The sequence below is a fragment of the Mycobacterium sp. NPDC006124 genome (assembly GCF_040614235.1).
In the GTDB taxonomy this organism is placed as follows: domain Bacteria; phylum Actinomycetota; class Actinomycetes; order Mycobacteriales; family Mycobacteriaceae; genus Mycobacterium.
Window position 1 is genome coordinate 81,230 of the sequence record NZ_JBEXUA010000007.1, and the last position, 26,886, is coordinate 108,115.

30 protein-coding genes and 2 pseudogenes are annotated in these 26,886 nt (G+C 66.6%); 5 read left to right on the forward strand and 27 right to left on the reverse strand.

What is annotated here, in order from left to right:
* Both ABZ195_RS16130 and ABZ195_RS16135 read right to left on the reverse strand, forming a co-directional pair.
* Positions 1 to 429, reverse strand: a complete 429-nt coding sequence (locus ABZ195_RS16130; protein ID WP_355219399.1) for an SRPBCC family protein — start codon at positions 427 to 429, stop codon at positions 1 to 3.
* Positions 430 to 459: 30 nt separating this feature from the next.
* Positions 460 to 1,416 (reverse strand): alpha/beta hydrolase family protein, encoded by a 957-nt coding sequence (locus tag ABZ195_RS16135; RefSeq protein WP_355219788.1) that lies wholly within the window; start codon positions 1,414 to 1,416, stop codon positions 460 to 462.
* 328 nt (positions 1,417 to 1,744) lie between these two features.
* Between ABZ195_RS16135 and ABZ195_RS16140 the strand changes: the two genes are divergently transcribed.
* Positions 1,745 to 2,140, forward strand: coding sequence for a heme-binding protein (locus ABZ195_RS16140; protein ID WP_355219401.1), 396 nt, complete (start codon positions 1,745 to 1,747; stop codon positions 2,138 to 2,140).
* On the opposite strand, the gene ABZ195_RS16145 is transcribed toward ABZ195_RS16140, so the two are convergent.
* The 9 genes and pseudogenes from ABZ195_RS16145 to ABZ195_RS16185 form a co-directional block, all read right to left on the reverse strand.
* Positions 2,141 to 2,986: a rhomboid family intramembrane serine protease gene (locus ABZ195_RS16145; protein ID WP_355219403.1), complete on the reverse strand. Its 846-nt coding sequence runs from the start codon at positions 2,984 to 2,986 to the stop codon at positions 2,141 to 2,143.
* A gap of 34 nt (positions 2,987 to 3,020) precedes the next feature.
* Complete coding sequence (locus ABZ195_RS16150; protein WP_355219405.1) at positions 3,021 to 3,824, reverse strand: acyl-CoA thioesterase domain-containing protein; 804 nt, start codon at positions 3,822 to 3,824, stop codon at positions 3,021 to 3,023.
* Positions 3,825 to 3,831: 7 nt separating this feature from the next.
* Entirely contained in the window at positions 3,832 to 4,284 is a 453-nt protein-coding gene (locus ABZ195_RS16155; RefSeq protein ID WP_355219406.1) for a hypothetical protein, read from the reverse strand.
* Between the two features lies 1 nt (position 4,285).
* Positions 4,286 to 5,545 carry a DUF58 domain-containing protein gene (locus ABZ195_RS16160; protein ID WP_355219407.1) on the reverse strand — a complete coding sequence of 420 codons (1,260 nt, stop codon included), beginning with the start codon at positions 5,543 to 5,545 and terminating at the stop codon, positions 4,286 to 4,288.
* On the reverse strand, positions 5,542 to 6,507 hold the full coding sequence (locus ABZ195_RS16165) for a MoxR family ATPase (protein WP_355219409.1): 966 nt from the start codon (positions 6,505 to 6,507) through the stop codon (positions 5,542 to 5,544). The genes ABZ195_RS16160 and ABZ195_RS16165 overlap by 4 nt, the downstream gene beginning before the upstream one ends.
* Complete coding sequence (locus ABZ195_RS16170; RefSeq protein WP_355219411.1) at positions 6,504 to 6,989, reverse strand: hypothetical protein; 486 nt, start codon at positions 6,987 to 6,989, stop codon at positions 6,504 to 6,506. The genes ABZ195_RS16165 and ABZ195_RS16170 overlap by 4 nt, the downstream gene beginning before the upstream one ends.
* Positions 6,986 to 7,909, reverse strand: coding sequence for a DUF4129 domain-containing protein (locus tag ABZ195_RS16175; protein ID WP_355219413.1), 924 nt, complete (start codon positions 7,907 to 7,909; stop codon positions 6,986 to 6,988). The genes ABZ195_RS16170 and ABZ195_RS16175 overlap by 4 nt, the downstream gene beginning before the upstream one ends.
* Positions 7,910 to 8,021: 112 nt before the next feature.
* Positions 8,022 to 8,687, reverse strand: coding sequence for an O-methyltransferase (locus ABZ195_RS16180; RefSeq protein ID WP_355219415.1), 666 nt, complete (start codon positions 8,685 to 8,687; stop codon positions 8,022 to 8,024).
* A gap of 6 nt (positions 8,688 to 8,693) precedes the next feature.
* A pseudogene (locus ABZ195_RS16185) lies at positions 8,694 to 8,831 on the reverse strand (TIGR04338 family metallohydrolase); the annotation flags it as partial.
* Between the two features lie 134 nt (positions 8,832 to 8,965).
* On the opposite strand from ABZ195_RS16185, the gene ABZ195_RS16190 reads away from it, so the two are divergent.
* Both ABZ195_RS16190 and ABZ195_RS16195 read left to right on the forward strand, forming a co-directional pair.
* Positions 8,966 to 9,646 (forward strand): TIGR04338 family metallohydrolase, encoded by a 681-nt coding sequence (locus tag ABZ195_RS16190; RefSeq protein WP_355219417.1) that lies wholly within the window; start codon positions 8,966 to 8,968, stop codon positions 9,644 to 9,646.
* A gap of 215 nt (positions 9,647 to 9,861) precedes the next feature.
* A complete protein-coding gene (locus tag ABZ195_RS16195; RefSeq protein WP_355219790.1) occupies positions 9,862 to 11,331 on the forward strand; it encodes a hypothetical protein in 1,470 nt (489 codons plus the stop codon).
* A gap of 9 nt (positions 11,332 to 11,340) precedes the next feature.
* Here ABZ195_RS16195 and ABZ195_RS16200 read toward each other — a convergent pair whose 3' ends face one another.
* From ABZ195_RS16200 to ABZ195_RS16250, 11 genes are all read right to left on the reverse strand, one after another.
* Complete coding sequence (locus ABZ195_RS16200) at positions 11,341 to 11,697, reverse strand: hypothetical protein (RefSeq protein ID WP_355219419.1); 357 nt, start codon at positions 11,695 to 11,697, stop codon at positions 11,341 to 11,343.
* On the reverse strand, positions 11,698 to 12,315 hold the full coding sequence (locus ABZ195_RS16205) for an amino acid synthesis family protein (protein ID WP_355219421.1): 618 nt from the start codon (positions 12,313 to 12,315) through the stop codon (positions 11,698 to 11,700).
* 34 nt (positions 12,316 to 12,349) lie between these two features.
* Positions 12,350 to 13,360, reverse strand: coding sequence for an ABC transporter ATP-binding protein (locus ABZ195_RS16210; RefSeq protein ID WP_355219423.1), 1,011 nt, complete (start codon positions 13,358 to 13,360; stop codon positions 12,350 to 12,352).
* A 144-nt stretch (positions 13,361 to 13,504) separates the two neighbouring features.
* Positions 13,505 to 14,320 carry an ABC transporter permease gene (locus ABZ195_RS16215; RefSeq protein WP_355219425.1) on the reverse strand — a complete coding sequence of 272 codons (816 nt, stop codon included), beginning with the start codon at positions 14,318 to 14,320 and terminating at the stop codon, positions 13,505 to 13,507.
* A complete protein-coding gene (locus tag ABZ195_RS16220) occupies positions 14,317 to 15,198 on the reverse strand; it encodes an ABC transporter permease (RefSeq protein WP_355219427.1) in 882 nt (293 codons plus the stop codon). The genes ABZ195_RS16215 and ABZ195_RS16220 overlap by 4 nt, the downstream gene beginning before the upstream one ends.
* A 72-nt stretch (positions 15,199 to 15,270) precedes the next feature.
* Positions 15,271 to 16,275 carry an extracellular solute-binding protein gene (locus ABZ195_RS16225; protein WP_355219429.1) on the reverse strand — a complete coding sequence of 335 codons (1,005 nt, stop codon included), beginning with the start codon at positions 16,273 to 16,275 and terminating at the stop codon, positions 15,271 to 15,273.
* 83 nt (positions 16,276 to 16,358) lie between these two features.
* Entirely contained in the window at positions 16,359 to 16,658 is a 300-nt protein-coding gene (locus ABZ195_RS16230) for a carboxymuconolactone decarboxylase family protein (RefSeq protein WP_355219431.1), read from the reverse strand.
* Positions 16,659 to 16,755: 97 nt separating this feature from the next.
* Positions 16,756 to 17,523 carry an alpha/beta fold hydrolase gene (locus tag ABZ195_RS16235; protein ID WP_355219433.1) on the reverse strand — a complete coding sequence of 256 codons (768 nt, stop codon included), beginning with the start codon at positions 17,521 to 17,523 and terminating at the stop codon, positions 16,756 to 16,758.
* Between the two features lie 2 nt (positions 17,524 to 17,525).
* On the reverse strand, positions 17,526 to 18,572 hold the full coding sequence (locus tag ABZ195_RS16240; protein ID WP_355219435.1) for an LLM class flavin-dependent oxidoreductase: 1,047 nt from the start codon (positions 18,570 to 18,572) through the stop codon (positions 17,526 to 17,528).
* A 52-nt stretch (positions 18,573 to 18,624) separates the two neighbouring features.
* Complete coding sequence (locus ABZ195_RS16245) at positions 18,625 to 20,160, reverse strand: aldehyde dehydrogenase family protein (RefSeq protein ID WP_355219437.1); 1,536 nt, start codon at positions 20,158 to 20,160, stop codon at positions 18,625 to 18,627.
* Positions 20,161 to 21,162: a flavin reductase family protein gene (locus ABZ195_RS16250; protein WP_355219439.1), complete on the reverse strand. Its 1,002-nt coding sequence runs from the start codon at positions 21,160 to 21,162 to the stop codon at positions 20,161 to 20,163.
* Between the two features lie 82 nt (positions 21,163 to 21,244).
* On the opposite strand from ABZ195_RS16250, the gene ABZ195_RS16255 reads away from it, so the two are divergent.
* On the forward strand, positions 21,245 to 21,934 hold the full coding sequence (locus ABZ195_RS16255; protein WP_355219441.1) for a GntR family transcriptional regulator: 690 nt from the start codon (positions 21,245 to 21,247) through the stop codon (positions 21,932 to 21,934).
* Positions 21,935 to 22,120: 186 nt separating this feature from the next.
* Here ABZ195_RS16255 and ABZ195_RS16260 read toward each other — a convergent pair.
* From ABZ195_RS16260 to ABZ195_RS16280, 5 genes and pseudogenes are all read right to left on the reverse strand, one after another.
* Positions 22,121 to 22,186, reverse strand: a pseudogene (locus ABZ195_RS16260) (TIGR04338 family metallohydrolase); the annotation flags it as partial.
* A complete protein-coding gene (locus ABZ195_RS16265; protein WP_355219443.1) occupies positions 22,187 to 22,936 on the reverse strand; it encodes a DUF2786 domain-containing protein in 750 nt (249 codons plus the stop codon).
* Between the two features lie 30 nt (positions 22,937 to 22,966).
* On the reverse strand, positions 22,967 to 23,899 hold the full coding sequence (locus ABZ195_RS16270; RefSeq protein ID WP_355219445.1) for an NADP-dependent oxidoreductase: 933 nt from the start codon (positions 23,897 to 23,899) through the stop codon (positions 22,967 to 22,969).
* Between the two features lie 9 nt (positions 23,900 to 23,908).
* Positions 23,909 to 24,958 carry a hypothetical protein gene (locus ABZ195_RS16275; RefSeq protein ID WP_355219447.1) on the reverse strand — a complete coding sequence of 350 codons (1,050 nt, stop codon included), beginning with the start codon at positions 24,956 to 24,958 and terminating at the stop codon, positions 23,909 to 23,911.
* The gene (locus ABZ195_RS16280) at positions 24,955 to 25,794 is read right to left on the reverse strand and encodes a lysophospholipase (RefSeq protein WP_355219449.1); all 840 of its coding nucleotides are present in this window, start codon (positions 25,792 to 25,794) and stop codon (positions 24,955 to 24,957) included. Before ABZ195_RS16280 ends, ABZ195_RS16275 begins: the two co-directional genes overlap by 4 nt.
* Before the next feature lie 81 nt (positions 25,795 to 25,875).
* Between ABZ195_RS16280 and ABZ195_RS16285 the strand changes: the two genes are divergently transcribed.
* Positions 25,876 to 26,874, forward strand: coding sequence for a sigma-70 family RNA polymerase sigma factor (locus ABZ195_RS16285; RefSeq protein ID WP_355219451.1), 999 nt, complete (start codon positions 25,876 to 25,878; stop codon positions 26,872 to 26,874).
* Positions 26,875 to 26,886 lie beyond the last annotated feature (12 nt).

A 26,886-nucleotide genomic window follows, 5' to 3' on the forward strand; every position in this document is an offset into this window, starting at 1 on the left:
CTACTGCAGGCGCGCCAGGTTCTCCACCGAGCGCTTCACGTCACCCTTGATCACCCGGGCGACCAGCGCGCCCACCGGACCGTTGAGCACCGCGCCGCTCAGGTCGGCGACGAGGTGGAACGTCGTGCCGGGCTGATCGTCGCGGATGTCCGTGCGCAGGGAGATCTGGACTCCGCCGAAGCCCTTCCCATACATCTCGATGCGGTGAGGCTCGTCGTAGTTGGTCACCTCCCAGTGGATGGTGTTGCGAAAGCCCTTGACCTTGATCAGCGAGGACACCTTGGTGCCCTTCTCGATGACGTCGGGCACCGGGCTACGCCACCCGCCGAAGATGGTCAGCCACTCGTCGAAACGCCCGAGGTCGGATGCCATCTTCCAGGCGTTCTCAGGCGAGAGTTTGGACTGAACCGCTACGTCGACGCTGGCCATGGGTCACTTCTTACCCGACCGGGGCTGGTTCTACCCGGCCGGCGGCGCGGGAGGCGGGGGCGGCGGTGCCACGCCGACGCCGAGCACCCTGAGCAAATCGGGCTTCATCGCCTGCAGTTGGGCGCCCCAGTAGCCCCAGCTGTGGGTGCCGTCGTTGGGGAAGTTGAAGACGGCGTTGCGACCGCCGAGGGCCAGATACTGCTTCTGGAAGTCCTTGTTGGTGTTGATGGTGATGTTCTCCAGGAACTGCGCGCTGTACTGCACGCCGAAGTCGCCCGCCGCGTCCAGGTCGGAGGTCCGGCCGTTGCCGCAGTAGATCCAGATCGCAGTGTTGTTGGCCACCAGGGTCGGCAGGTTGACCATCGGATCGTTGCGCCGCCAGGCCGGGTCGGTGGAGACCCCCCACATGTCGGTGGCGTTGTAGCCGCCCGCGTCCTTCATGGCGAAGCCGATCATCGTCGGCCACAGACCCGCCGACGGATTCAGGAAACCCGACAGCGAGGCGGCGAAGATGAACTGCGACGGATAGAACGCAGCGAGGTTCAGAGCCGCGCCTCCCGACATGGACAGACCCACCACCGCGTTGCCGGTCGGGGAGATGCCCTTGTTGGCCGCCAGGTAGGCCGGCAGCTCCTGGGTGAGGAACGTCTCCCACTTGTAGGTGGAGGTGCCGTTGCTGCCCTTGGCCGGCTGGTACCAGTCGCTGTAGAAGCTGGACTGCCCGCCGACGGGCATGACCACCGAGAGCCCGGACTGGTAGAACCACTCGAATGCGGGGGTGTTGATGTCCCAGCCGCTGAAGTCGTCCTGCGCGCGCAGACCGTCGAGGAGGTAGACCGCGTGCGGTCCGCCGCCCTGGAACTGGACCAGGATGTTGCGGCCCATGGCCGCCGAGGGCACCTGCAGCCCCTCGACGGGGAGCCCCTCCCGAGAGAACGCCGACGCGGTCGGCACCAGTCCGACCGGGCCCACCACGCCCGGCATCATCGCGACGAGGAATGCGGAGACGGCGAGCCGCCGAGCCCACCGGCGTCGGAACCCACCAACGATCGTCGCCAACACGGCTGAATCCCATCTGTTCGAGTAACTCGTTCAGCGAAAGCTAACAGCGCGAAAACGCCGCGCCGCGCTGCCCACGCGCGGTGTAATCGGCTCGTTATCAAGGAGTTCGGCGAACGACGACACGCCCGCAGATGAGAAGCTCCCGAATGGGGGCTGTGAGATATGAGCGAATAACCTGTGAATTGACGCGTAGAACATGCAAGGTGGCCCACGCCACGGCAAACTCAGTGCGCACACACGAAGGAGCATGATCATGTCCGTTACCGGTTCTCCCGCCCCGACGTCTTCGGGACGCCTCGCGCGCCGCCTCACCGGTGGAGCACTGCTCGCCGGCGGTCTGATCGGCACCACGCTGTTCGGGGCGTTGCCGTTGGCGTTCGCCAACGAGGATCCCGCCCTGAACCCGCCCAACTGCAGTGCCGCCGACCTCGAGGGCGTCCGCGCCGGCGTCGACGCGTCGACCTCGGCGTACCTGTTCACCCACCCCGACTACAACTACTTCGTGACGAGCCTCGAGGGGCTGCCGAAGGACAAGGTGCACCAGCAGATGCAGGACTACCTGAACGCGCACCCGGACACCAAGAACGACATCACCGGTATCCGCCAGCCACTGGTGGACCTCAAGAACCGCTGCGGCGGCACGCCCTAACTAGCCGACGCCGGCCAGCATGCTGGTGGCCCGCCACCACACCAGGGCGACGAAGGCGATCAGCAGGATCAGTGACACCGCGGCCTCGACGGCGAGCCGGTTGGCGCGCGGCGTGTAGGCGTACACCGCGCCCAGCGCGCCACCGGTCAGCAGGCCGCCGAGGTGGCCCTGCCAGCTGATGCCTGGGACGACGAAGGTGATGACGAGGTTGACCACGATCAACCCGGCGATCCAGCGCATGTCGAAGTTCAGCTTCCGCGACAGCGCCAGCGTGGCTCCGAACAGGCCGAAGATCGCCCCGGAGGCACCCAGGGTGGGCACGTTGACCGGCGTCAGCAGGAACACCAGCACCGAGCCACCCAGCGCGCTCAAGACGTACAGGACGACGAAGCGGGTGCGGCCCAGCCACCGTTCCAGCGCGGGGCCGATCACCCACAGGGCCCACATGTTGAACAGGATGTGGGTTGGCCCGTCGTGCAGGAACGCCGAGGTGAGCAGGCGGTAGTACTCGTCGTAGGCGACGACGCCCGCGGGCCACAGGAACAGTGCTTGCTGCAGGCCCGGGACGGCCATCTGCAGCACGAACATCACGACGTTGGTGGCGATCAGCGCGTAGGTGACGACGGGCGTGGCGCCGAGGTTGCGCTTGGGTGTGCGCACCGACTTTGCGCCGTCGTCGACGCAGTTGGGGCACTGGTGCCCGACGGCCGCGGAGCGCATGCAGTCCGGGCAGATGTAGCGCTGGCACCGCGTGCAACTGACGTAGGTGCTCCGGTCGGGGTGTCGATAGCAGGTCGGTGGTGCCGACGGCGCGCTAGGCGGGCCGGGAGGGCCTGGTGTGCTCACCCCTCACAGTGTTCCAGCACCAGGACCCACCCACTCAGAACCGCCACAGCGCCTCCTGGGTGGTGCTCGCCACCAGCGACCCTCTCCCGTCGTACATCGACCCGACGACCAGGCCACGGGAATCGCTGTTGTTGAGCGACCTCACCTCGTAGCGGTGCCACTCGTGGAGCAGGAACGGGCGATGGAACCACACCGCGTGGTCGAGGCTGGCGGCGTACCCGGCGTCCAACTCCGTCGGCGCGCCGGGTGGGCGCGCCACCGGTACCGGGCCGAAGTCCGACATGAACGTCAGCGCGCACGCCTGGACCAGCGGCGAGTCGTCGATGCGGGCCTTGGTGCGGATCCAGAACGGCGGCACCGCGAACGGCGAGTCGTCCTCCGGGGTCACCCGCATCTCGAACCGGCCTGCGAAGCCCAGGTCCGGCGTCTTGGGCACCGCGGCCTCGAACTCGATGCCTGCCGGCGGCGTCGGATGCCAGTCGGCACCCTCCTCGGGCCGGTGGAACGAGGCGATCATCTCGAGGATGGTCTTGCCGTGCTGCACGGCGGTGACCTGCCGGGTGTCGAACGAGCGGCCGTCGCGGGTACGGACCACGTTCAGCTCGACGTCCACGCCGTACTCGCCGCCGCGCACGAAGTACAGGTGCAGCGACTGCGGATGCTTGTCCGGCGAGACGGTGGCTCCGGCGGCGGCCAGCGACTGCGCGGCGATCAGGCCACCGAACAGCCGGGTGCCCGGCCCGGCGGCCGGTTGCGGCGCTCGGAACACGTCGCCGTCGCGCTCGAAGTCCAGAAGCCGGGCCATCCAGCTGGGTCGATCGGGCTTGACACCTGTCATGGGTTGGTCAGCGTAGCGGGCCGCTCCGGCCGGGACCCCCGACGTACCGGTCCAACACGATGACGTAGGCCGCGACGACGGCGAGCGGCGCCACCAAGGGCACCCATGGCAGGGCCAGCGGCACCGTGGCCCCGAGCACGGCCGCGGAGGCCAGACCGAGCGCGCCCAACACCGTTGGCACCGCCAGCGCCGACGCGGCGTCCCCACCGTCGGCATGCCGCACCACCAGGTAGCCGGCTGCCGCCAAGCCCGCGATGGCCGCGACCACCGGGTTCGGCTCCGAGAGGGCCAGCGCCCCGGCGACGGCCGCCACCGCCACCGTCGCCGCCAGCGGGACGAGCAGTCCGACCACCACTGCCGCGCCGGCCGCCGCTGCCAGCACCAGCGCCGGTCCCCCGCTCGCCAGGGCGCCCGCGGCGACCATCAGCAGACCGAAGGCCAGGGCGAGGAGTCGCGTCACGTCATCTCCTCGCCGTCACCCGGCGGCGCCGACGCGGGACGAGCCCCATCACCTGGTCGAGCGTGCCGTCGGTGGACCATCCGACGACGTCGACGCCGATCGTGCGCATGTCGCGATACATGAAAGCCCTTTGCATGGACCACATTCGGGCGATCAGCGGGTCGTCGAGATCTTCGAAGGGTGCACCGTCGAGCACGTCGACGGCCACCACCACGTGGCCGCGGCGGCACAGGTCGATCAGCGCCAGGGCGAAGTCGGTGTCCAGCAGGGTGGAGAACGCCACCACGACGGCACCCGGCGGCATCGCGGCGCGCGGGGCCAGCGTGCCCGGGAAGGTCTCGTGGCCGTCACCCGCCCCGAGGATCGCGTCGAGGACCCGGTAGAAGTGGCGCCGGCCGATGTCTGCGCCGAGCCAGCGGGTGTGGCCGCCCAGCGCGACGACGCCGGCCCGGTCGCCATTGCGCAGAGCGCTCTGCACCACCTGCACCGCGCCGCGCATCATGCGCTCGGTCGCCTCGGTGGCAGGCCCCGGCGGCTGGTCGTGGCCGTCGACGAGGACGACGACGTCGGTAGCGCGTTCGCTCAGCCGCTCGGTGACGTGCAGGCTGCCGCGGCGCGCACTGACCGGCCAGTTGACGGTGCGGAGCTGGTCTCCGGGCACGTAGGCCCGGATGCCGCCGTATTCGACACCGCGGCCGACGTGCCGGGTCAGGTGGGTGCCGAGGCGGTCGAGCAGTTCGGTCCGTGGCAGACCGGTCGACTGAGCGGGGGCCACGGGAAAGACGAACACCTCCGCAACCGTCACCGAGACGGTCGCGGCCGTCCCGGTCAGCAGGCCGCCCCGGCCGGCCACCCGCACCCGTACGCTCACCGGATATCGGCCCCACCGCGGCGCCGACGTCGCGATCCGAATCCGACCCGACGTCTCGGGAGTGATCTCCAGCTCCGCACCAGGGGGCGTCTCGATCACCAGATGGACCGGCGATCCGTCCTCGGTCTCGGCCCACACCTCGAGCCCAACCTCCTCGCCCTCGAAGCAGCGCATCAGGCCGGGCTCGGCGTGCACCCGAATCGCAGGCACCGGCCGTTGCCACCGCAGCGACACCAGCACCCCGATCAGCGGCGCGGCGAACACCACCAGCTGCCACCGCGCGCCGATCAGTGCCGCCGCCAGCGCAATCGCCGCACAGGACGCGAGCGACAGCGCCAGAGTCGAAGCACGCCAACGTAGTTCGACATCCGTCGAGCGGGTCTCGATCACGTCGCCCCGCGGGCCCTCGGCACCGGCAGCCGGCGCAGCAGCTCCTCCACCACGTCGGAGGTGCGCACCTGCCGCACCCACATCTCCGGGCGCAGGCTGATCCGGTGCGCCATCGCGGGGACGGCCAGCGCCTTGACGTCCTCGGGGATCACGAAGTCCCGCCCCAGCAGCAACGCCCGGGCCCGGGCCAACTGGACGAGGTCCAATTCCGCCCGCGGGCTCGCGCCGACCGCCACCTGAGGGTGCTGGCGACTGGCCGCCGCGAGCGACACCACGTACTGCAGGACGTCGTCGTGCACCGTGACCTGTTCGACCGACTCGCGCATGGCGAGCAGGTCGTCGACGTCCACCACCTGCGCGACGGCACCCTCGGCCGATCCACGATCCAGCCGGCGCCGCAGCATCGCGGCCTCGTCGCGCTCGGTCAGGTACCGCAGTTCCAGCCGGATGGTGAACCGGTCGAGCTGCGCCTCCGGCAGCGGATAGGTTCCCTCGTACTCGATCGGGTTGTCGGTGGCCAGCACGATGAACGGGTCGGGCAGGTGATGGGTGATCCCGTCGACGCTCACCTGCCGTTCGGCCATCGCCTCGAGCAGCGCGGCCTGCGTCTTGGGCGGCGTCCGGTTGATCTCGTCGGCCAGCAGCAGATTGCTGAAGATCGGGCCGGGGCGGAATTCGAAACGGCCCGACTGCATGTCGTAGATCGTCGAACCGAGCAGGTCCGCCGGAAGCAGGTCGGGCGTGAACTGCACCCGGGTGAACTGCAGTCCCAGCGCCGCGGCGAAACACCGTGCGATCAGCGTCTTGCCCAGGCCGGGAAGATCTTCGATGAGGACGTGCCCCCGCGCCAGCAGGGCGGTCTGGATCAGCGTCAGCGCCGGGCGCCGGCCCACGACGACCCGCTGGATCTCGTCGAGCACCGCCTCACAGCGCGCGGCGGTGGTGGTCACCGGCAAGCTCATATTCCCTCCAGTCTGCGCAAGACCTCGTCGAGGACCGCGCGGCCGGGTCCCGGTTCGTCCACGCCGGTGCGGGACACGTTGTCCGGATCCACCCACGGCCACAGCTGCTCACCGAACAGCGCGATGGCCGTTGCGCGAAACACCCTGGGGTCCTTGCCCTTTCGCGATCCGGTGGCGAGTTCGAACTGCCGCGCGAGCATGGGCCTCAGATACTTGTCCCAGTCCGAGCGGGTGGAGTCGGCGCGGGCGATCATGATCTCGGTCTTGGACCGCCAGCGACGCAGCGTCTCGGCCGGGTCGCGGGCGCGGGAGTCGTCGACGGCCGACCCGACCTCGCGCACCACCAGCCAGCGCAGCGTCAGCAGCGCCACCGTGGCGGCCGCGGCTCCCATCCACAACGCCACGTGCCGGTCGGGGTGCGCCAACGCCAGCACCTGGACGCCGAGCACCACCACGACGGCCGCCACGCCGATCCTGGTCACACGCGGCTCCGGAGCTCGTCGAGCACCGTGGTGAGCACAGCGACCGCCGCGTCGCGGTGGCCCTCGTCCATGACGTGCGGGCTGAAGCGCGCCTCCTCGAAGAGGTCGACCAACCGGGTGGCGCTGTCGGGGGCGAGGGCCTGATGCTCGACGGCCCGCGCCAGCACCTCCGAGGCGGTGTCGAAGTCGCGCGGCGCGGCGTCGGGCAGCAGGGAGAGCTGCCGTTCCATGGCGGCGTAGCAGGCGATGATGGCCTTGCGTGGTTCTCGGCTGAGGTCCTCGACCTCGGCGAGGCCGACTTCGGCTGCCAGGGCCAGTGATTTGGCCCCGGCACCGGTCGCGTCACCGGAGGGTCGAGGGCTCGGAGCGCCCGGTGGCAGCGGAGCACGCCGGCGGGCGGCGACGACCGTCCCGACGACCAGCACGACGACGAAGACGCCGGTCGCGGCGTAGAAGTAGCCCAGCAGACTGGTGCCGGTATCCGGGTCCTCGGGCAGAGTCGCCGCGTCTCCGCCCGCGTCGGCCCCGGGTGGGGCAGCCTCGGATGCGGGCGGCGGCGCACCGGCGCCCGCGGCGTCGTCCCCCGGCCCCGCGGTGAACCTGCTCAGCAGCGCGAACGCCAGCAGGACGCCGAGCACCACCGCCGACCCCGTGAGGACCACCCGCCAGGTTGGGCCACCCCGGTTCTCCCGCAGCCAGTCCGGCCTGCCGCCCACCCGGGGTGGCGCGAGAGTGCGGTTCCGTAGCCGGGTGACGACTGCGACGGCGACGACGGCGACCGAGGCCAACAGCAGTCCGACGACGACGGCGGAGACGACCGGATCACTCGAGGACGGTCGTCGGGCGCCGACCTCGGCCCCCGGGACGTAGCCGCGCAGGGCTGCGGCGGCCACGAAGAGCAGCGTGACCAGCACGGTCACGGAAGCGATGCTGCGTGTCCTCGGCCGAGGCTGCACGTCTTCGACGCTACAAGAGCGGCCCCTGCGGGCGCGGCGTTGAGGGAAGAACGTCAGACAGCCGACTCAATCGGCTTCATGGCCGGATGAGCGACACCGAGAAGCCGTCCCAGCCCTTGGTGCCGACGGTCTGAATCGCGGCGGTGTCGAGGCGAGGATGCTCACCCATCATCGCGAACATGTCGCGCACCGCTCGCGCCTGACGGTCGTCCGGCGCGGGGTCGAGCACCCGGCCGAAGCGCGCGACGTTGTCGACCACCAGCACTGCGCCCGGGGTAGCCAACTCGACCGCCCAGTTCACGTACGCCACGTTGTTCTCCTTGTCGGCGTCGACGAAGAACATGTCGAACTGCTCGCCGCGCTCGGCGAGCGTCGGCAGGGTGTCCAGGGCGGCTCCGACGACGATCTCGACGCGGTCGCCGACACCCGCGGCCGCGAGGTTGGCCCGGGCCACCTCGGCGTGCCGCGGCTCGTACTCCAGCGTGACGACGCGTCCGTTCGCACCGACGCCACGCGCCAGCGCGATCGTGCTGTAACCGGCGAGGGTGCCGATCTCCAGGACCCTCGTGCCACGGCTGATGGTGGCCAGCAGCGTCAACAGCTTGGCGTGTTGGGCGGACACCTCGATGGCGGGCATGCCTGCGGCGACGGCACTCTCGCGAGCGTCGAGAAGCGCGGCATCCTCGGTGTGAAACAACTCGCCGTACATCGCGTCCAAGGCCCGCGGATCGGGTTCGTCCATGGCTGGCTACCGTACGCCTTCCTTGGCGTAGGTCACCCGCAGCACGTGGCCCACCTCGGGACCCATCACCATCTCGGCCAATTCGCACAGGGCGGCGACGAATTCGGGTCCGTGCGGCGGGTCGCAGCGGCACAGATGGTGGGCTCTCACCATCGATACAATCCGAGGGTTGCGGCAGCGCAAGCAGGAACTTGACGAATTGGACGACACGCTAGGTACCAGGAGGCGGTACGGGCCAACTGCGTACGAAGAGACTGATCGTCGAGTCGGGGCTTCTGATGACGTCACACTTCACCGCAACACGATTCCCTTGGTCACGGAGACAGATTTGCAGAGCGGAAGGAGATCGTCGCCGAGATGCATGCAGTCTTCATCGCAGCGAAACCCTGGGTCGTAGCACTCGACGACCGACTCGTGAGCGCGCGGTTGGACACAACCGTCGCGCCTTTCGACCGAAGGCATCCGAGGTGAGCGCATCAGCGGTTTACGGGGCGGAACACCAGTGGTCCGCTGTCCTTGACAGGGGCGGACAAGTGGACTTCCACGGCTCCCTCATCGACGTCCCCATGCAGAGGCGATTCGCGGACATACCTTCAATGCAGCGATACGTCGATGAGGTGCTCGCACTGGACTCCGTCCGAGAGAACTACCCCAACGCCGGTCCGGTCCGCGTACGAGAACGCCGCGGGCAAAGCAAGGCCCACTATGAGCCGTCGACCCAAACAGTGGCAATTCCCCTCAGAAACATTGATTTTGGTCGCGAGAGCACGCTTCTGCACGAGTTGGCTCACCACCTGTCGGTGAGCCAAGGACTTCCTGCCACCTCAAGCGGAACCCGTTGGCACGGAGTGGAGTTCCGTCGCGCGATGACCTTCTTGGTCAGCGTCGTTCTGGGTGAACCGGCGGCACTCCTTCTTCGCGGCGGATACCACGCGTCGGGGCTGCGACGCAGTGGGTAGGCGGGGAAGCTAACAGGCAGACCCGCGGGCGGATTCATCGTCCAATCATCGAGAATCGCAGTGATCGGACATAGGACAGCCCCCTGTCTGACAGCTACACTGACGGTCATGTCACACGACGATGCCGCCCGGGCGAGGGTTTCCTGGTGAGGCCACCCCTGGTCGCCGGCGAGAACATCGCCAGTCGACGACGGTTCAGCGAAACAGAACACGGTGTGACGCCTTACGTCGATGCTCTCGAACGTCACGCCGCTCGACAACCGCTCATGTTCATGGTGCCAAGCCACGCGGGGACTGAGGCCGGGCTGTCGGAGGATCTCGCGGCCTTCTCGGGCGCGCGCTCACTCGAAATGGACATTCCGCAGTTGGTCAACGGCATCGACGTCGGAGCTGACAGCCCGTACAACCGGGCAGAAGCGATGGCCGCTGACGCCTGGCGGGCCCGGAGGACGTGGTTCCTCGCCAACGGATCGTCGCAGGGCAACCGGATGGCCGTGATCGCGGCTGCGGGGCAATGCATTGGCACCGACGTCATCGCCCAGCGCAGCGCCCATTCCAGCTTCATCGACGGCATGATCCTCGCCGGCACCACGCCCTACTTCCTGATACCGAATCTCGACCTCGCGCGTGGGATCAACCACGGCCTCACCCCATCCGCTCTTGAGGGGGGCTTCCAGAAGGCGGTCGACGAGGGACGCAAACCTTGTGCGGCATACATCATTTCACCTAGCTACTTCGGTGCAGTCTCTGATGTCGCCAGCCTCGCAGACGTCGCTCACCGTTACGGTGTACCCCTCATCGTGGACGCGGCGTGGGGCGCGCACTTTGGCTTTCACCCCGCACTGCCCGAGTTTCCCACCGTGCGCGGCGCCGACATCGTGGTGACCAGTACGCACAAGATGGGCGGCAGCCTCGGCCAATCGGCAATGCTTCATCTGGCCGAGGGCGCGCACGCCGACGTGCTCGAGCCCCTCCTCGACCGTGCGTACATGATTACGCAGAACACCAGCGCGAGTTCGTTGCTTCTCGGATCGCTTGACGTTGCGCGCCGAGCCCTCGTGACGCGGCCAGACCTGTTAGCGGACAGTATCGCTTTGGCAGACCAGCTACGCGCCGACATCCGCAACGACACCGCGTTCACCGTGATCAGCGACGATTTCAACCAGCACGACGACATTCACGAGTCCGACCCGTTGAGAGTGTCGATCGATGTCAGCGCGACCGGCGTGACGGGCTACGAGGTGCGGTCGCTGCTTCACCAAGAACACGGCATCCTCGTCGAAATTGCGACGGTGAACGCGATCGTCGCGTTCTTCGGGCCCGGCAAGCCCCTCGATACTGGTCGCCTGCTGTCTGCGCTGCAGGGACTTCCCACGAAGTCTCATTCTCTCGCCACCCCCAGCATGCCGCGGGTTCCGCTTCCGGGAGCACGCCGACTCAGCCCGCGAGAGGCCTACTTCGCCCCCAGCGAGATCGTGCCCTTCACCTCCGCGGTAGGCCGAACGTCCGCCGACACGCTTGCCGCCTACCCACCGGGCATTCCCAACGTCACACCGGGAGAGGAGATCACCAGCGACACCATCGAGTTCCTACGCGCAGTCGCGGCCTCACCAATCGGCTACGTCCGCGGCGCGCTGGACGCCGGCGTGAGTACGTTTCGCGTACTCAAGGAACCGGCCGAGTAGTACGTCACCTCACGAGGCCCACGTCTGCCGACCGAGCACCCGAACGGCGACGATTGCCTCGTCGTCCAGTGGGCCGTCGACGACCCGAACTCGGTGCGGTTTTGCACCGTCGCTCAAGCCCACTCCGAACGGCTCCCCCACCGACAAGCCATCCGATCCACCCACGAAGTGCGCTTCGGCTTCCTCCGTCACCTCGGCGTTCAGCAGCTGAATTGCCCTGTCGCGGAGTCGCTCCCGTACCTCTGCGGCGCCCACGGCGTCGGGCGAGCCGACGGCGAAGACGGTGACGCTGCGCAGGAACGGGTCGGCAAAGGGCGATGGTCCGTCGTAGCGGTCGTCGATGTTGCTCTGGATCGTGCGCAGCACTCAACTACCTCCCCTGAGGAAGAGCGGATGAGACGTGTATTGGTCCAGCCGCACCACCGGGTCGGTGGTGCGGTCCCCGATGCGCGCGTTGGGCCTTGGGCCCGTGCTACCCACCGCGATTATGACGAGCTCGTCCGGACGTGGCGCGAAGTCGACCCACACCGGCATCGACTCGAAGAAGTCTCGTCGCTCACCAATATTCTTGTGGCCCATCGGCACTGAGAGCAGCGTTCCCTCCGGCCCACGTATGTCGGCAGAGTTGATGATCTGGGTCGCGTCTAAACGCTCCCGAAGCAGGTTCCCGAAGAATGCGGTGTGCTGGAACGCCGCACCGTGCTCGCGTTCGCCGTGCACGCCGACGATCGCACCCTTGCCGAACGAGGTGATCCGGTCGACCCCGCCGAGAAGCTCGATCAAATACTGCGAGAGCAGGAAGGCGACGTCGGGAGCAGCAGACTCGATCTCCGTACGGAGATCACCACGGCTGCCGCATCCCAGCCACGGGTTCTCGATTACCACCGCGGCGGCCGCCCGCACCACCGCATGAATTGGCTCCTCACCACACTCCGTCAGAATCTCTTCGCTGACGCCAACGCACTGCCGTAGTTTCACACTCATCCTTCGTCGTTCATGGCAGGCCGACCGGCGAGAGTCATGTAGTGGCAGGGACTATCGCAGTGCGCGCCACAGGCCAGGACATCGACATCGTCTCACCGAGTTGGATGGCGGAAGTCGAGCCGTGATCCGCCCAGAAGAAGCCGTCGCCTCCGCCGATGAAGTCCGCACCAACGCGGACGCGCTCACCGAGATACACCATGTCCGTCGGCCGCACGAGCACCTCGTTCGCTCCGGCCCCCAACGTGCAGGGCACCCCGTCCTCGGGCCGAAGCAGTGCCTTCACCGCGTCGCCGGCCGCAAGCGTTGCCCCGGACGGACCCCGGATCACCGTGCCGTTGTCGAGGGCTACCTCGGTGATCTCATTGTGTTGTCGTACTACCTTGCCTGCCAGGAAGTTGGCCGCGCCGAGGAAGCTGGCGACAAACTCGTTGTGCGGCAGTTCGTACATCTCGGAGGGGGTTCCGATCTGCGAGACTGCGCCTTCATTCATGACGGCGACCCGGTCACTGAGGCCGAGCGCCTCTTCCTGGTCGTGGGTCACGAAGAGCACGGTGGTTCCGAGTTCGCGGTGCAGACGTCTGATTTCGGCCTGCATCTGTGCGCGCAGGTTCTTGTCCAGTGCACTCAACGGCTCGTCCATCAGAAGAATCGGTGGACGGTGCACGAATGCGCGGGCGAGTGCTACTCGCTGTTGTTGCCCCCCGGAGAGCTCGGCGGGGCGACGAGAGGCGTACTTCCCAAGCGACACCGTTTCCAAGGTCTCGGTGACCCGCTGCTGGACCTGAGCCTTCGGCGTCTTTCTCAGCCGCAGCGGGAACGCCACGTTGTCGAACACGGTCATATGGGGGAACAGTGCGTAACCCTGGAAGACCATGCCGAGCCCGCGCTTGTGGGTGACCTGAGTGGTGATGTCCTTCCCGTTGAGAACGATCCGGCCGGACGTCGGCAGCTCGAAGCCGGCGACCATGGCCAGTGTGGTGCTCTTGCCGGATCCACTGGGCCCGAGAAGCGTGACGAACTCACCCGGTTTGATGGACAGGTTCACGTCACGCGCGGCGACGACGTCACCGTAACGCTTGCCGAGGTCGACGAGGTCGAGACTCGCTGCGGAAGTCGATGATCGGGCGCTTGCCTTCACGTCGGTTGCGGGCGCAGTCATGTGACTAGCCATGTGTCATCCCCTTGAGGGTTAGGCGAACTTGAGACTCGCGCCGGTACGGCGCTTGGCAATACGGCTGAGGAGCAGCGCTCCCACGAGAAGGGCGAACGTCGCCAACGTCAACACCGTTGCCGCGACTGGCACCAAGGGATTTAGCTCATAGGTGATGCTGCCGAACATCTTCACCGGCAGCGTCGGCTGATAGTCACCCGCGACGAACAAGGCGACGACGGCTTCGTCGAGCGACACCATGAGCGCAATCAGGACCCCGGCGCCTATCCCGGGCGCGATCACCGGCACGACGACCTTGAGGAACGCCTGGACCGCCGTCGCTCCGTGCACCCGCGCTGCCTGCACCAACCGGAAGTCGAAGGTCCGCAACGACGCGGTGACGGTGGTGACGACGAACGGCATGGACAGGCCGATGTGCGCCAAGACCACCAAGCCGAGACCGCCTTCGGCACCGATCACCAACGACACGAGGTAGAGACCGAAACCCGAGATGACCACCGGAACCATCATCGGCAGCATGAGAAGGGGTTGTGCGACGCGGGTGGACCTGGTGCTCGCGGTCAAGATCGCATACGAGGCCAGCGTGCCCAGGGGTGCGGCGACGAGTGCGGTGGCACCCGCCACGACGACGCTGCGAACTAGTGCCGCCGTCCACTCCGGATCTGCGAAGAAGGTCGAGACCCATTCCAGCGAGTATCCCGGTGGCGGGAACTCCAAGAACTTGCTCGCCGAGAACGCCATCGGAATGACCGTGAGCGTCGGGACGGTCAGATAGGCGGCCACCATCAAGCCGAACACCGCCCCTAGGATCCGCGTCAGCCGCGATGGTTTCATGACTGCCTTCCAAGTCGTCGCCCCAGCACTTGCATGGCGAGGACCAAGGCCATGGTGACGATGAGCAATACGGTGGCCATGGCAGCGCCAAGACCCCAATTCATCGTGGTGCCAACCTGGCCGCTGATGAGCCCGCCGATCATCAGCTCCTGAGGTGAACCAAGAACGGTAGGAATGATGAAGTAGCCGAGCGTGGTCACGAAGACGATGGTGCACCCGGCAGTGATGCCGGACATCAACATCGGCAGCCTGATCTGAAACCACCGACGCGCCGGCCCGGCACCGAGTGTCGCGGCCGCACGGTCAAAGGTCGGGTCGATGCGCCGCATCACATCGGCGATCGCCAAGACCATGTAGGGCACTCCGTACTGGACCATGCCGATCACGACACCGGTGGGACTGTTGACCAAAGCGAGCTTCTCAGCCGGAATACCCAGTGCCGCAAGGGCACTGTGAATGGGACCGCCATCACCGAGCAGAGCGAGCCATGCATAGGCGCGCACTATCACGCTGAAGAAGAGGGACGCGATGACCGATCCGTAGAGCAGCGCGCGAAGGCGCGGCCCTGCACTGTTCGCCACCGCCGCATACGGGAGGCCGATGACGAGTGAAAGCACCGTGACAATCCCCGCGATGGTGAAGCTCCTGGCGAGCACCGACCAAAACAACTGAGAATCAAAGAGTTCCCGATAGTGGCTCAGTCCGGCGGGGGCTGCCGTAAAGCTCTGAGACAACAAGAAGAGCGTCGGTAGGAGAAAGACTGGGATCAGAACGAGCATCGCCGGGAGGTAGAGCAGCGCTGTGGTCATCCGAGCCCTGCGAGGACCGGCACGCTGCGGTGCGACGGTCACCGCCGGTTCAAGATCGATCGTCGTCATGACCTCTTCCGCTCTCTCGACGAAGACGAACACCGGTCTTGCGACGGAGAATCGCCAGACCGGCGGCACGCCCTACTGTGACGCCCACTCGGTCCACTTCTTGTTGGCCAATTCGTAGTTCTCCGCCCACCACTGCTGGTTGATCGTTCCGACCGCGCTGTCGAGGTTGGCGGGGAAGACGCTGAATTGCGGCTGATCTTGCGCAGGAATGTTGTTGAAGGCGGACTTGAGGACGGGGGAATAGCCCGTTGACTCGGCGATCGCTGCCTGGCGCTTCGCATCCATCATGAAGTTGAAGAGCTTCATCGTGTTCTCGACGTTGGTGCTGGCCTTCGCGACCGAATACTGACCGCCGTCCTGCAGATTCTGATTCCACTCGATCGCGACGGGTTGCTTGTCCTTCATGAGCGCAGCAACGCGGTTGTTCCATGCGAACGCGAAAGGCGCGGACCCGGACGTGAGGATCTGCTGCAGCTCGGCTCCAGAGTTCCAGAACACCAGATCGCCCCGCACCGACTCGAGCTTGCGCAGGGCCCTGTCGATGTCGAGGGGGTAGAGCTTGTCCATTGGGACACCGTCGGCCAGCAACGCGACCTCGAGCATTCCGTACGGGGAGTTGTAGATCGCACGCTTGCCAGGAATCGCCGCGGGGTCGAAGAACTCCGCCCACGTCTTCGGGTGAGCACTCTGATCGGTGCGGTAGGCCATGGCGAAGGAGTAGGAGGGGCTGGGGATGCCCCAGTCGATTGGGCCCGCGGTCTTCCCCGGCAGCGTGATCACATCGGCGTCGTCGTACTTGACCACGTTGCGGTCGATCTTGGCCCAGTCGTCCTTGTGCTGCACCGAGTACCAACCCTCGACGTCGACCCAGTCCCAGGTGACCTTCCCGCTTTGAAGTTGGGCGGTGTACTTGCCGTAGTCGACGGGGCTCACCATCTTCGTCGGGATGCCCGTTTCCTTGGTGAACGGATCGGCGTAGACACTCTTGAATCCGTCGGCGGTGGTGCCACCCCAGGTGACGAGCGTGAGATCGCGTTGGGCCTCGCCGCCGGAACCGGCCGCCGAACAGGCGGTCATCGCAGCTGTGAGACACACCGCAAGTGCGCCGCTGGCAATTCTTCGTATACGTGGTTTCATCGACCGCTCCTTTGAGTTGTACGTCACCGTGCGTTTTCCGATGCTTCGTATTCCGCTACGACGCCGCGCATCACCTTCAGCGCGCCGACGCCCGCGGGTACCCCGCAGTAGACGGTGACCTGCTTGAGCACCGCGAGGAGTTGGTCGGGGGTGACCCCGTTACGCAGGGCGCCGCGTGTGTGGATCTCGAGTTCTGTCATGCGGCCAAGCGCAGCCGTCATCGCGATGACGAGCAGGCTGCGTTCCCGCAGTTGCAACGTGTCGTCGGTCCAGATCTCGCCCCAGCAGTACGACGTCATGAATGGCTGGAAGGCCTCGGTCATGGAGTCCTGAGATGCTATGGCGGCGTCGACGTAGGCGTCTCCAAGAACTTGACGGCGCACGCGCATCCCGTTTTGGAGCATGCCGTTGGCTGCGGCCTCAGTAGGAGACATGGTTGGTGATTTCCTTCCCGATTCGGTCTGTTTCCACAGTGAGCATGTTGTGCTTCACGCCGTCAATGACGACCAAGCGTCCGTCGGCCACCGTCTTGGCGATGAACTCCGACATGCGAGGTGGCGACCCGACGTCCTCACTCCCGGCGATTGCCAGTGTGGGAGAGGCAATCTCGTGGAGCCGGTCAGCGAGGTCGGTGGTCGCCAGCACCCGGTAAGCCGCGGAATAGGCTTGTGGATCAAGTGCTGCCATCTGGCGGATGGTGCGTTCGCGAGCCTCTGGGTGCTCGGCGAGATACTCGGGCGTGAACCAACGTTCGACGCTGCGTTCCGCAATGGCAACCGGGCCCTCCTCGACCAGCTCGGTGTAGCGGGCCATCACGCGCTCGCGCTCTTCAGACGTGCGGTTCGCGATACTGGCGATCAGCACCAGCCGCCGAACACGTTGCGGCGCACTAAGTGCCACGGCTTGGGCGATGAGCCCACCGATCGAAAAACCTATGACGTCGACCGTGGTGAACTTCAGATTGTCGAGGAGCGCGAGGGCGTCGCTCACGAAGTCGTCGATGCTATAGGGTCCCAATGGTTTTGCCGATTCACCGTGACCCCGCAAGTCGTAGGTGACGATGGGCCGATCCGCTGGCAACCGTTCGATGACCCCGGCCCAAGCATCGCGGGAGGACCCCACGCCGTGGATGCAGAGCAGCGGAATCCCTGACTCGTCCGGATTCGCGATCCGATATTCGGTGTGCATGTTCAAGCGTTCCCACGGAACTTCGGAATGACCTCGCTGCCGAAGCGTTCGATCGATGCGAGCTCGGTGTCGAGGTCGAGGCCCCATCCTGCGTCATAGAGATATACGTCGGTGCCGGCCTTCTCGTACGCGCTCATCTTCTCGAGGACGACGTCGACGGTGCCGAACATCATGTTGCGGGCGATGTCTTCGTTGTCGTACTGGGAGGGACTGGTACTCGTCGCCGGGTCGATGTACTCCACCCAACCGTTGTCGACCTTGCCGTCGGTGCTGTAGAGATTCTGAAAGGTGCCCTGGTCACGACGGTAGGTGTGCACCGGCAGCATCGGATCCTCGCCCTCGCTTGCAACATAGGTGTTGCGCAGCACCATCATTCGCGGGATATGGCCGTTGCCCACCACGCTTACGGCGGTGTCGAGGCGTTCCCTCAGTGACTCGACTTCCTCGAAGCCCATGGCCAAGGGCGCCACCATGACGTCACACCGGTTTTGGACGGCGGTCTTGAAGACATCGGGGTGACGAGCCGAGACCCAGATCGGCGGACCCTCGGGGCTTAGCGGCCGAGGCGTCGCGGTTGTCGAGGGGAACTTCCACATGGTGCCATCGTGCGCGTAGTTGCCCTCCCATAGCCCCCGTAGCGCCGGGAGCAGTTCGTCGAGCTGCTGTCGCGCCACCTCGGGCGGTATCCCAGCGGCCATACGCGCGAATTCGTAGGGATAGGCACCTCGTCCAATGCCCAGTTCGAGTCGGCCACCGCTGAGATGGTCGAAGAGGCTCGCCTCGCCGGCCAGCCGGATGGGATGCCAGTACGGTGCGCACAGGACGGCGGTGCCGAGCCTGACATTCGTCGTCTGCGCCGCCCAATGGGTAAGCAACGTGAACGGTGCAGGGGCGATGGTGCGTTCGTGGCCGTGGTGTTCACCGCAGAACACCATGTCGAATCCGACTGCGTCGGCTGCCTTTACGATCTCCGTCGTGTTGCGGATGACCTGCTGCATGGAGGTGTCGGGGTCGACACGACCGAGGTCGACCATCAATCCAAATTTCATCGACTCTTCCCGTCTTCGTAGTCCGTGCCTTGATGGCGTCTTGCGGTGAGCGCTAGCCGCCCATGACGAAGGGGGCGTTGACCGTCCCCGAGTGGTTGATGATGATGGTCTTCTCGCGGGTGAACTCGTAGAGTTCTCGGCTTCCGCCGATTCGGCCGTAGCCACTTTCCTTAAAGCCGCCAGAGGCAATTGACTGCTCGGGCGCGCGATACGTGTTGATCCACACGGTGCCTGCCTTGATTTGTTTGGCGACGGTCAGTGCCGTGTCGATGTTCTGGGTCCAGAGCCCGGACGCGAGACCGAAGGCCGAGTCGTTGGCCAGCGTCAGCGCTTCTTCGATGTCCGCGAATGGCGTGAACCCGATGATCGGTCCGAATACTTCGCTCTGGAACAGCCGGTGGCCGGGTTTCACGTCGCCAAAGATGGCTGGTTCGAAGAACTTTCCGTGCCCGCTTCCGGTATCCCGGAGGCCACCGCCAGCGACGAGTCGAGCGCCATCCTGCTTCGCGTGCTCGACGTGTCGAAGGGCGTTCTCGATCTGACGCGAGGAGGCAAGCGGCCCGATCTCGGTGCTGGGGGCAAGCGGGTCACCGAATGCGAGTTGATCTACCCGGGTCGCGAACGCCGCGAGTACTTCCTCGTAGATGCTCTCGTGAATTAGCGCACGCGAACCCGCCACACACGTTTGTCCGGCTGCGGCGATGACCCCAGAGATGAGCCCGGGAACCACGTTGTCGAGATCTGCGTCGGGGAGCACGATTTGAGGAGACTTCCCACCCAGCTCGAGCATGACCGGGATGAGGCGATCCGCGGCGGCAGCTGCCACCCGGCGACCGACGACGCCTCCGCCGACGAAGACGAGCTTCGCCACGCCTGGGTGTTTGACGAGCGCTTCTCCTGCCTCGGCTCCTCGCCCAGAGACGACGTTGAGGAGCCCTGTGGGCAACCCGTTCGCAACGGCCAGTCGCGCGAAGTGAAGTATCGATGCGGGGGCGTCCTCGGGCGTCTTCACGACGACGGCGTTGCCTGCAGCGAGAGCAGGAGCAGCGGTGTCGATCATCAGCGGTACGGGTGAGTTCCACGGGACCATGGCGCCGATGACGCCGTACGGTTCGCGCACCGTAAGGCCGAGGGTGGTGTGCTTTGACGTGGGCGCAGTAATGCCCTCGATGGTCTCCGCGTTACCCGCCGAATATCGCAACGAATGTGCCACACCGCCGGCTTGAGATCGCGTCTCGCGCAACAGCTTTCCGTTGTCCAGCGTGTCGAGAACACCAATGGCCTCGGCATCGGCTTCGACCGCATCGGCGATGCGGAGGAGGATCTTTGCGCGCTCGTAGGCCGAGGTCCGAGCCCAAGACTCTTGCGCCCGCGCCGCCACCCGAACCGCCCGGTCGACGTCAGCGGCAGTGGCATCGGCGGCTTCATACCAGGTCTCCCCCGAGAAGGGGTCCACGCTGTCGAACACCCGTCCGCCGGCAGCCCCGACGTCTTCACCTCCGATGAAGAGCGGAAGACCCGTCGTGCTCACCCGTTCGGCGATCGTCAGGTCGATTCCGTCAGGTGTGCTCCTCAGTCGTGCACCCATTCAGCCATTACCTTTCTCACGTGCATTGGTCGATACGGCGCCGAGGGTGGCCACGGCACCTTCCAGCTGGTTCCCTGCATAGATGCCGAAGGCAACACCCAGGCGTTCGTTTACGTAGCGAGTGATCACGGCGCGTTCCGATTCGTCGTCGAAGCGGTCGGCGATGCCTTCGACCGTCGGCACGAGCCTGAAACCGCTACTGAGGCTCGGCGCGAAACCGTCTGTCCTGCCTCGATAGATCAAGACCGTGTCGCCTTGTTGGCCGTCGTAGATCGAGTAGAGGAAGTCGACGGCAGTGGTAACCCCGATGCAAGCGGTCGCTGCGGCTGAGAGACCTCCGTGCGACAACTCGCTTGGCCTGAGCTTGACTTCGGGCAGACTCAGCGCGCCGGAAGTACTCTCGCAGACCACGAGATCGCCGCCGTCGGTCTCGACTACCCAGCGCACCGTTGTCCTGGTGTGCGCATCGATCTGCTGCTGCAGAATCTGCTCGTCAACCGAGAACGAATTGAACTTGCCCTGGTAGAAAGCGAGCGGACGACGGTCCTCGGAACTGAAGTCGAGAACACGCGCCACGATGATCGCGTGGTCGCCGGCCATTACCACTTGATCGGTCTCGCAGTCGAGATACGCGTGTACGTCCCGGATTATCGGCGCGCCGCCATGCCCGGTCTCGGTGATCACGTGGGCGAACTTGTCCGGCGCCTTGGAGGCAAAAGTGCGAGCGAGCGGCTCTTGGGCAGAAGCGAGGATGTGCACCGCGATGCCCCGCGATTCCACGAACGCGTCGAAACTCGCGGCGCCGCGGTCGACACAGACCAACACCAATGGCGGATCAAGCGACACCGACGTGAACGAGGTCATCGTCATCCCCCGTTGACGACCGTCGCGGTCGATCGTCGTCACAATCGTCACGCCAGTCATGAAAGAACCAAGCGTGCGCCGGAAGTCGAGGACATCGAGCTCGCTTCCGTTGGCGAGCACGTACTTTTCGCCGGACACTGGCATCCTTCCGTTGGCCGCCACTTATCAGTCAAGCTACTGTCTGCTGTCGGACAGGTCAATGGTCAGTTACGATCACGCCATGGCATTGCACCCGGGCGGTCCACCCGCCACCGTCACGCGCGCACCTGCGTTGATCCGCGATCAGGTCGCGAGCTATCTGCGCGGTCAGATCACGAGCATGCGGCTCGCCCCGGGCACGGTGCTCATAGAGCGCGAGATCTGCGAGGCGACGACGGCAAGTCGGGCGACGGTGCGAGAGGCGCTCCGCCAGCTCGAAAGCGACGGACTGGTGAGCTCCGAACCGGGCAAGGGGACCGTCGTAGCGATGCTCAGCAAGCAAGAGGCGATGGACATCTACGACATCAGGGCTCAACTCGAGGGGCTGGCGTGCCGCCTCTTCGCGAAGAACGCGACTCCGGCCGACGTCGAGGCCCTGATCGACACCGTCGATCGCCTTCGACCTACCGTCGATGATCCGGCTGCCATGCTGCAGGCCAAGGTTGATTTCTACAACGCACTCTTCGTCGGCGCACGAAACTCCGAATTGCCTCGAATGCTGGAAGGTTTGCGGCGCCGAATCACACTACTTCGGGTGAGCTCACTGTCTACGCCAGGACGCCCCCTCGAGTCGCTCAGGGAGATCGAAGCCATCCGCGACGCCCTTGTAAAACGGGATGGCCAGTTGGCCGAGCAGCTATGCAAACAGCACATCGACGCCGCGGCAACGGCGATCCTCGCGGCACAAGGCGCGCACTTTCGCGACGGCTGACCACGTCGCAACAACGTTGAAGCTCGCCGCGCGCTCGGGCACGGATCCGGCGAGCTGATCGCGATAACCGTTCTCAGGTTTCGACGGATACCGAAGAGGCTCGCACAGCAGATTCAGAATTGTTCGTCGATCAACGACATTTCTGCAGCATTGGATCATTCGGAAACATACCACCGGTCAATCCAGGTCGAACAGCGTCCGCACGAACTGTTCGGCGGCGTAGACCTTGGCACGCTGAGAGTCGCGTGGCACCTACCGGTCCAAGGGCTTTCGCGCCCCGGCGAGCTCGGTGCTCGGACCCAGCCGGGCCCGCTGCCCCGCCCGGTCCCCCGCCCGGCGGGCCGCCGAGGAGTACCCCGCCGAGGCACTGCTGGCGCGCCACGTACCCCGCGCCTTGGACGCCGACCGGTAGAAGCTCTTGAGCTCGACGTCCTTGTTGCGCAATGCAATCGCGGTTCCGGTCTGCTGATCGCGACCGGTGGTGGCGGCCTGCCTGGCCTCGTCGCGCGCCTCGGACAACCGCTGCCCGACGCGCCCGCCGAACGCCAGGTGAAAGTTCAGCCGGGCGGTGATCGTCGCGGTAGGTCGGTGCGCACCGCTGGCGATGTAGGCATCGGAGGCCTTCACCATCTGCACCACCAGGCTGGCGTAGAGGGCGTGGGTGGCGTCGATGTCCTCGGCGAAGCCGTAGGCGTAGACGAACGTCGAATTGGACGCCACGTCACACTTGACGTCGTTCGCCATGGCGATGGCCACGAACAGCTGGACGTAGGTGCGCAGGCCCTTGCTACCCGCCTCGCCGATGGTGATGGTGCGCTGCACGGGAGTCTGCGCGGCGGTGCGCGACGCCGAATGCGCCCTGGCCACCGCGAGGTCGATCGACGTGGTGGTCGCCAGCCGCTGCGCGGCCGACATGAATGCCTCTGCTTCGTGTGGGTTCTCGGTGTTCTCGGCCTGGCGCAGCAGGGCTGCGATGCGCGCCAGCATCTTGTCGTCACTCATGGTTCTCGTCAGTCCTCATGGCTGCGCACGCTATGGGACCAGTACGACTTTTCCGCGGGCGTGCCCGGTCTGCAGATACCGATGCGCCTCGGCCGCCTCGGCGAGCGGAAACACCCGGTCGACGGTCACCCGCAGCTTGCCCTGCGCCGCCAGCGCGACGAGGTCGGGCCGGGCGGCGTCGCGAATCTCTTGACCCCCGTCGGCGCCGGTCAACACCGCGATGCCCAGCTCGCCGGCGCGGCCGAACCCCGCGATGGTGGCGATGCGGGACCGGTCGGCGACCAATTCCACCGACGTGTCCAGGGCCTCGTCGGTGCCCACCAGGTCCAGGGCCGCGTCGACGGGGCCGATGGCCCGCACCCGGTCGGCCAGCCCGGCTCCGTAGGCGACCGGCTCGGCACCGTATTCACGCAGCTGAGCGTGCCGCGCCGGGCTCGCGGTGGCGATCACCGTGGCGCCGCGGGCCACCGCGAGCTGCACCGCCATCAGCCCGACGCCGCCGCTCGCGCCGTGGATCAGGACGGTGTCACCGGTCCCCACCCCGGTGTTGGTCAACAGGTGCCAGGCGGTCTCGCCCGCCAGCAGCAGTCCGGCTGCCTCCTCGAAGCTCAGCGAATCCGGCTTGTGCCCCAGGTCGGACGCCTCGGCGAGGACGCGGTCGGCGTAGGAGCCGTCGACGTTGGTGACGATCACCGCGTCGCCGACCGTCAGTGCCCCGGTGTAGGCGACGGCCCCGGGGCCGAGCGCGCGGACCACCCCAGCCGCCTCCGATCCCACCGGCAGCGGCAGCTTGCCGGGATCGTCGCCCATCTGGCCGCTGTAGACCTTGTAGTCGAAGGGGTTGGTGCCTACCGCGCGCACGTCGACCAGCACCTGTCCCTCACCCGGCTCGGGCAGCTCGATGTCTTGCAGCGCAAGCACTTCCGGCCCGCCATAGGCGGGGGCAACCACGCGACGCGTCATGGCCGGAGTCTACTTGGCCACGAAGCCGTCCAGCGCGGCGAGCAGTTGAGCCGAGAGTGGATCCTTCTTGGAGTAGTTCCCGACGTTGTCGGTCGGATCGTCGCGCAACACGTGGTTGACCCCGGTGAGCCGGACCACGGTGAGCGCGGTGTGCGCCAACGCGTCGAACATCGGCTGCTCCGACGGACAGCTGGCCTGGCTGTCGGAATCCGAACAGGTGGCCAGCACCGGCATGCCCGCAGGAAGTGCCTTGGCGAGCTCGAGTGGGTCGATGGCGTCGGCCTCGACGACGGCGCCCACGTTCGACGGGTTGAGGATGGCGCCGAGCCCCTCGGGCAGCTTGGCGGGCGCCGTGCGCTTGGTGCGCGCCTCGACGACGGCGTCGTTCCACGTCGCCAGCACCTCGTCGGACTGCTGCTGCGTCTTGGCGCCCGCCTTCACGTCGGCATCCAGACCGGTGCGCACGCGGCCGGTGATGATGTCGAGGTAGCGGCCCGCCAACGGCGCGAACAGGCCCAGCGAGTGGATCTTCGGCGCGTCGGGGGCGGCGTCGACGGCCAGGGACATGGCGTGCACCGTGCCCTCGCCGAGCGCGTAGACCGACAGGCGCGCCCGGTCGACGCCCGCTTGCCCGGCGAGGTAGCGGACCGCGGCCTTGGCACCCAGGTCGTAGACGGCGCTGCCGACCTCGGCCGGTCGCAACGCGTACGGCCCCAGCCCGGTCTTGCCGGTGCCCACCTTGTCGTAGCGCAGCGTGCCGATTCCCTTGCCGGACAGGTACTCCGCGAGTTGCCGCATGTTGCCGACCGGCCCGGCCACCGCGTTGTCACCGTTGCGGTCGGTGTTGCCGCTCTCGGAGATCAGCAGCGCCGCGGGCCCGGGCTTGGCGTCGGCCAGGTGGCGGTAGGTGCCGTAGATGGTCAGCCCGTCGGCGGTGAAGCTGACGTCGTCCTCGACCCAGCCCTGTCGCGGGGGCGCGGCGGTACCGCCGTCACCTCCGCCGGACGAGCAGCCCGCGACGAGCAACAGCGCGGCAAGCACGCCGAGGAGTGCCCTCACAGGTGGACCTCGATCCACGACACCACGTCGTCGAGCACCACCGCTTGCTCCGGCTCGTTGAACACTTCGTGATACAGCTCGGGGTAGACCTTGAGGTTGACGTCGGTCGAGCTGACGCATTCGACGAGTCGGCGGCTGCCGTCGACCGACACCAGCGAGTCCTGCCCGCCGTGCACCACCAGCAGGGGTGCGGTCAACGACGCGGCGCGCCGGGGCATCGTCTCCCCGACGCCGATCAACGCCTTGGCGATGCCCGCCGGGAGCTTGCCGTGGTGCACCAGCGGGTCGGCCTCGTAGGCGGCGACGACGGCGGGGTCGCGCGAGACCGCCTCGGGGGGCAGCTCCTCCACCGGCAGCCCGGGCAGCACGCCGCCGACCACCTTGGCCACCGCGGTCATCAGCGGCGACACCCCGTCCTGGGCGTACACGGCCGGTCCCGACAACACCATGGCGACGTAGTCGTCGGGATGCTCGACACCGTAGGTGAACACCACGCCGCCGCCCATGCTGTGACCGAGCACCACGCGCTTGAGCTCGGGGTGCGCCGCGGTGGCGATGCCGACCAGGTGGTGGAAGTCGTCGGTGTACTCGGAGATGTCCCTGAGGAAGACGCGCTTGCCGCCGGAGCGGCCGTGTCCGCGCAAGTCGATCGCGTAGGTGATGAGCCCGCCCTCACCGAAGCGCTGGGCGACGTGGTCGTAGCGCCGGGCGTGTTCGCCGAAGCCGTGGCACAGGACGACCACGCCGAGTGGTTCCGTCTCGGGGGTCCACACGTCGTACACGATGCGAGTGCCGCCGACGCCGTCGAAGCTGCGTTCGCTGCGAGATGTGGCCATCAGGGGAGACTAGCGGGCGTCGCTGAACGGTCCAGGCGACGACGGTGTCGCTCGTCACACCCCCTCGGTAGGCTCGGGCCCGTGAGTGTTCTCGCCGAAGCATTTGACTCGAAGGACGCCTTCCTCGCCGACGCCCAGCGGTACCGGCGCGAACTCTTGGCGCACTGCTACCGCATGACGGGGTCGCTTCACGACGCCGAGGACCTGGTGCAGGAGACCTACCTCCGCGCCTGGAAGTCCTACGACGCATTCGAGGGCCGGTCGTCGATCCGCACCTGGCTCTACCGGATCGCCACCAACACGTGCCTGACCGCGCTCGACGGGCGTCAGCGTCGACCGCTGCCCAGCGGCCTTGGTGCGCCCAACGCCGATCCGACGGCCGACATCGCCGAACATCCCGAGTTCACCTGGCTGCAGCCACTGCCGGATGTCCCGGACGAGCATCCGTCGGATCCGTCGGTCATCGTGGCCTCACGCGATTCGGTGCGGCTGGCGTTCATCGCTGCGCTGCAACACCTCTCGGCCCGGCAGCGCGCCGTCCTGCTGATGCGTGAGGTGTTGCAGTGGAAGGCGGCCGAGGTCGGCGAGGCCATCGGCGCCTCCACCGCGGCGGTCAACAGCCTGCTGCAACGGGCACGCGCGCAACTCGACGAGATCCAGCCCAGCCAGGACGACGACATCGCCGCGCCGGAGACGCCGGAGGCTCGCGAGATGCTGGCCAAGTACGTCGACGCGTTCGAGAGCTACGACATGGACGCGCTGGTGCGGCTGTTCACCGAGGACGCGATCTTCGAGATGCCGCCCTTCGACGGTTGGTACCAGGGTCCGGCGGACATCGTCACGCTCTCGACGGTGCACTGCCCCGCCCAGGGTGCCGGCGACATGCGCTTCGTCTCCTGCACCTCCAACGGCCAGCCCGCGGCCGCGCTCTACATGCTGAATCCCGAGACGGGTGTCCACGAGGCGTTTCAGCTCCACGTGCTCAGCGTGAAGTCGGGCGGCAAGGTGTCACACGTGGTGGCGTTCCACGCCCAGGGCGGTGAGCTGTTCGAGAAGTTCGGCCTCGCGCCCACGCTCTAGCCGCGAGTGTCC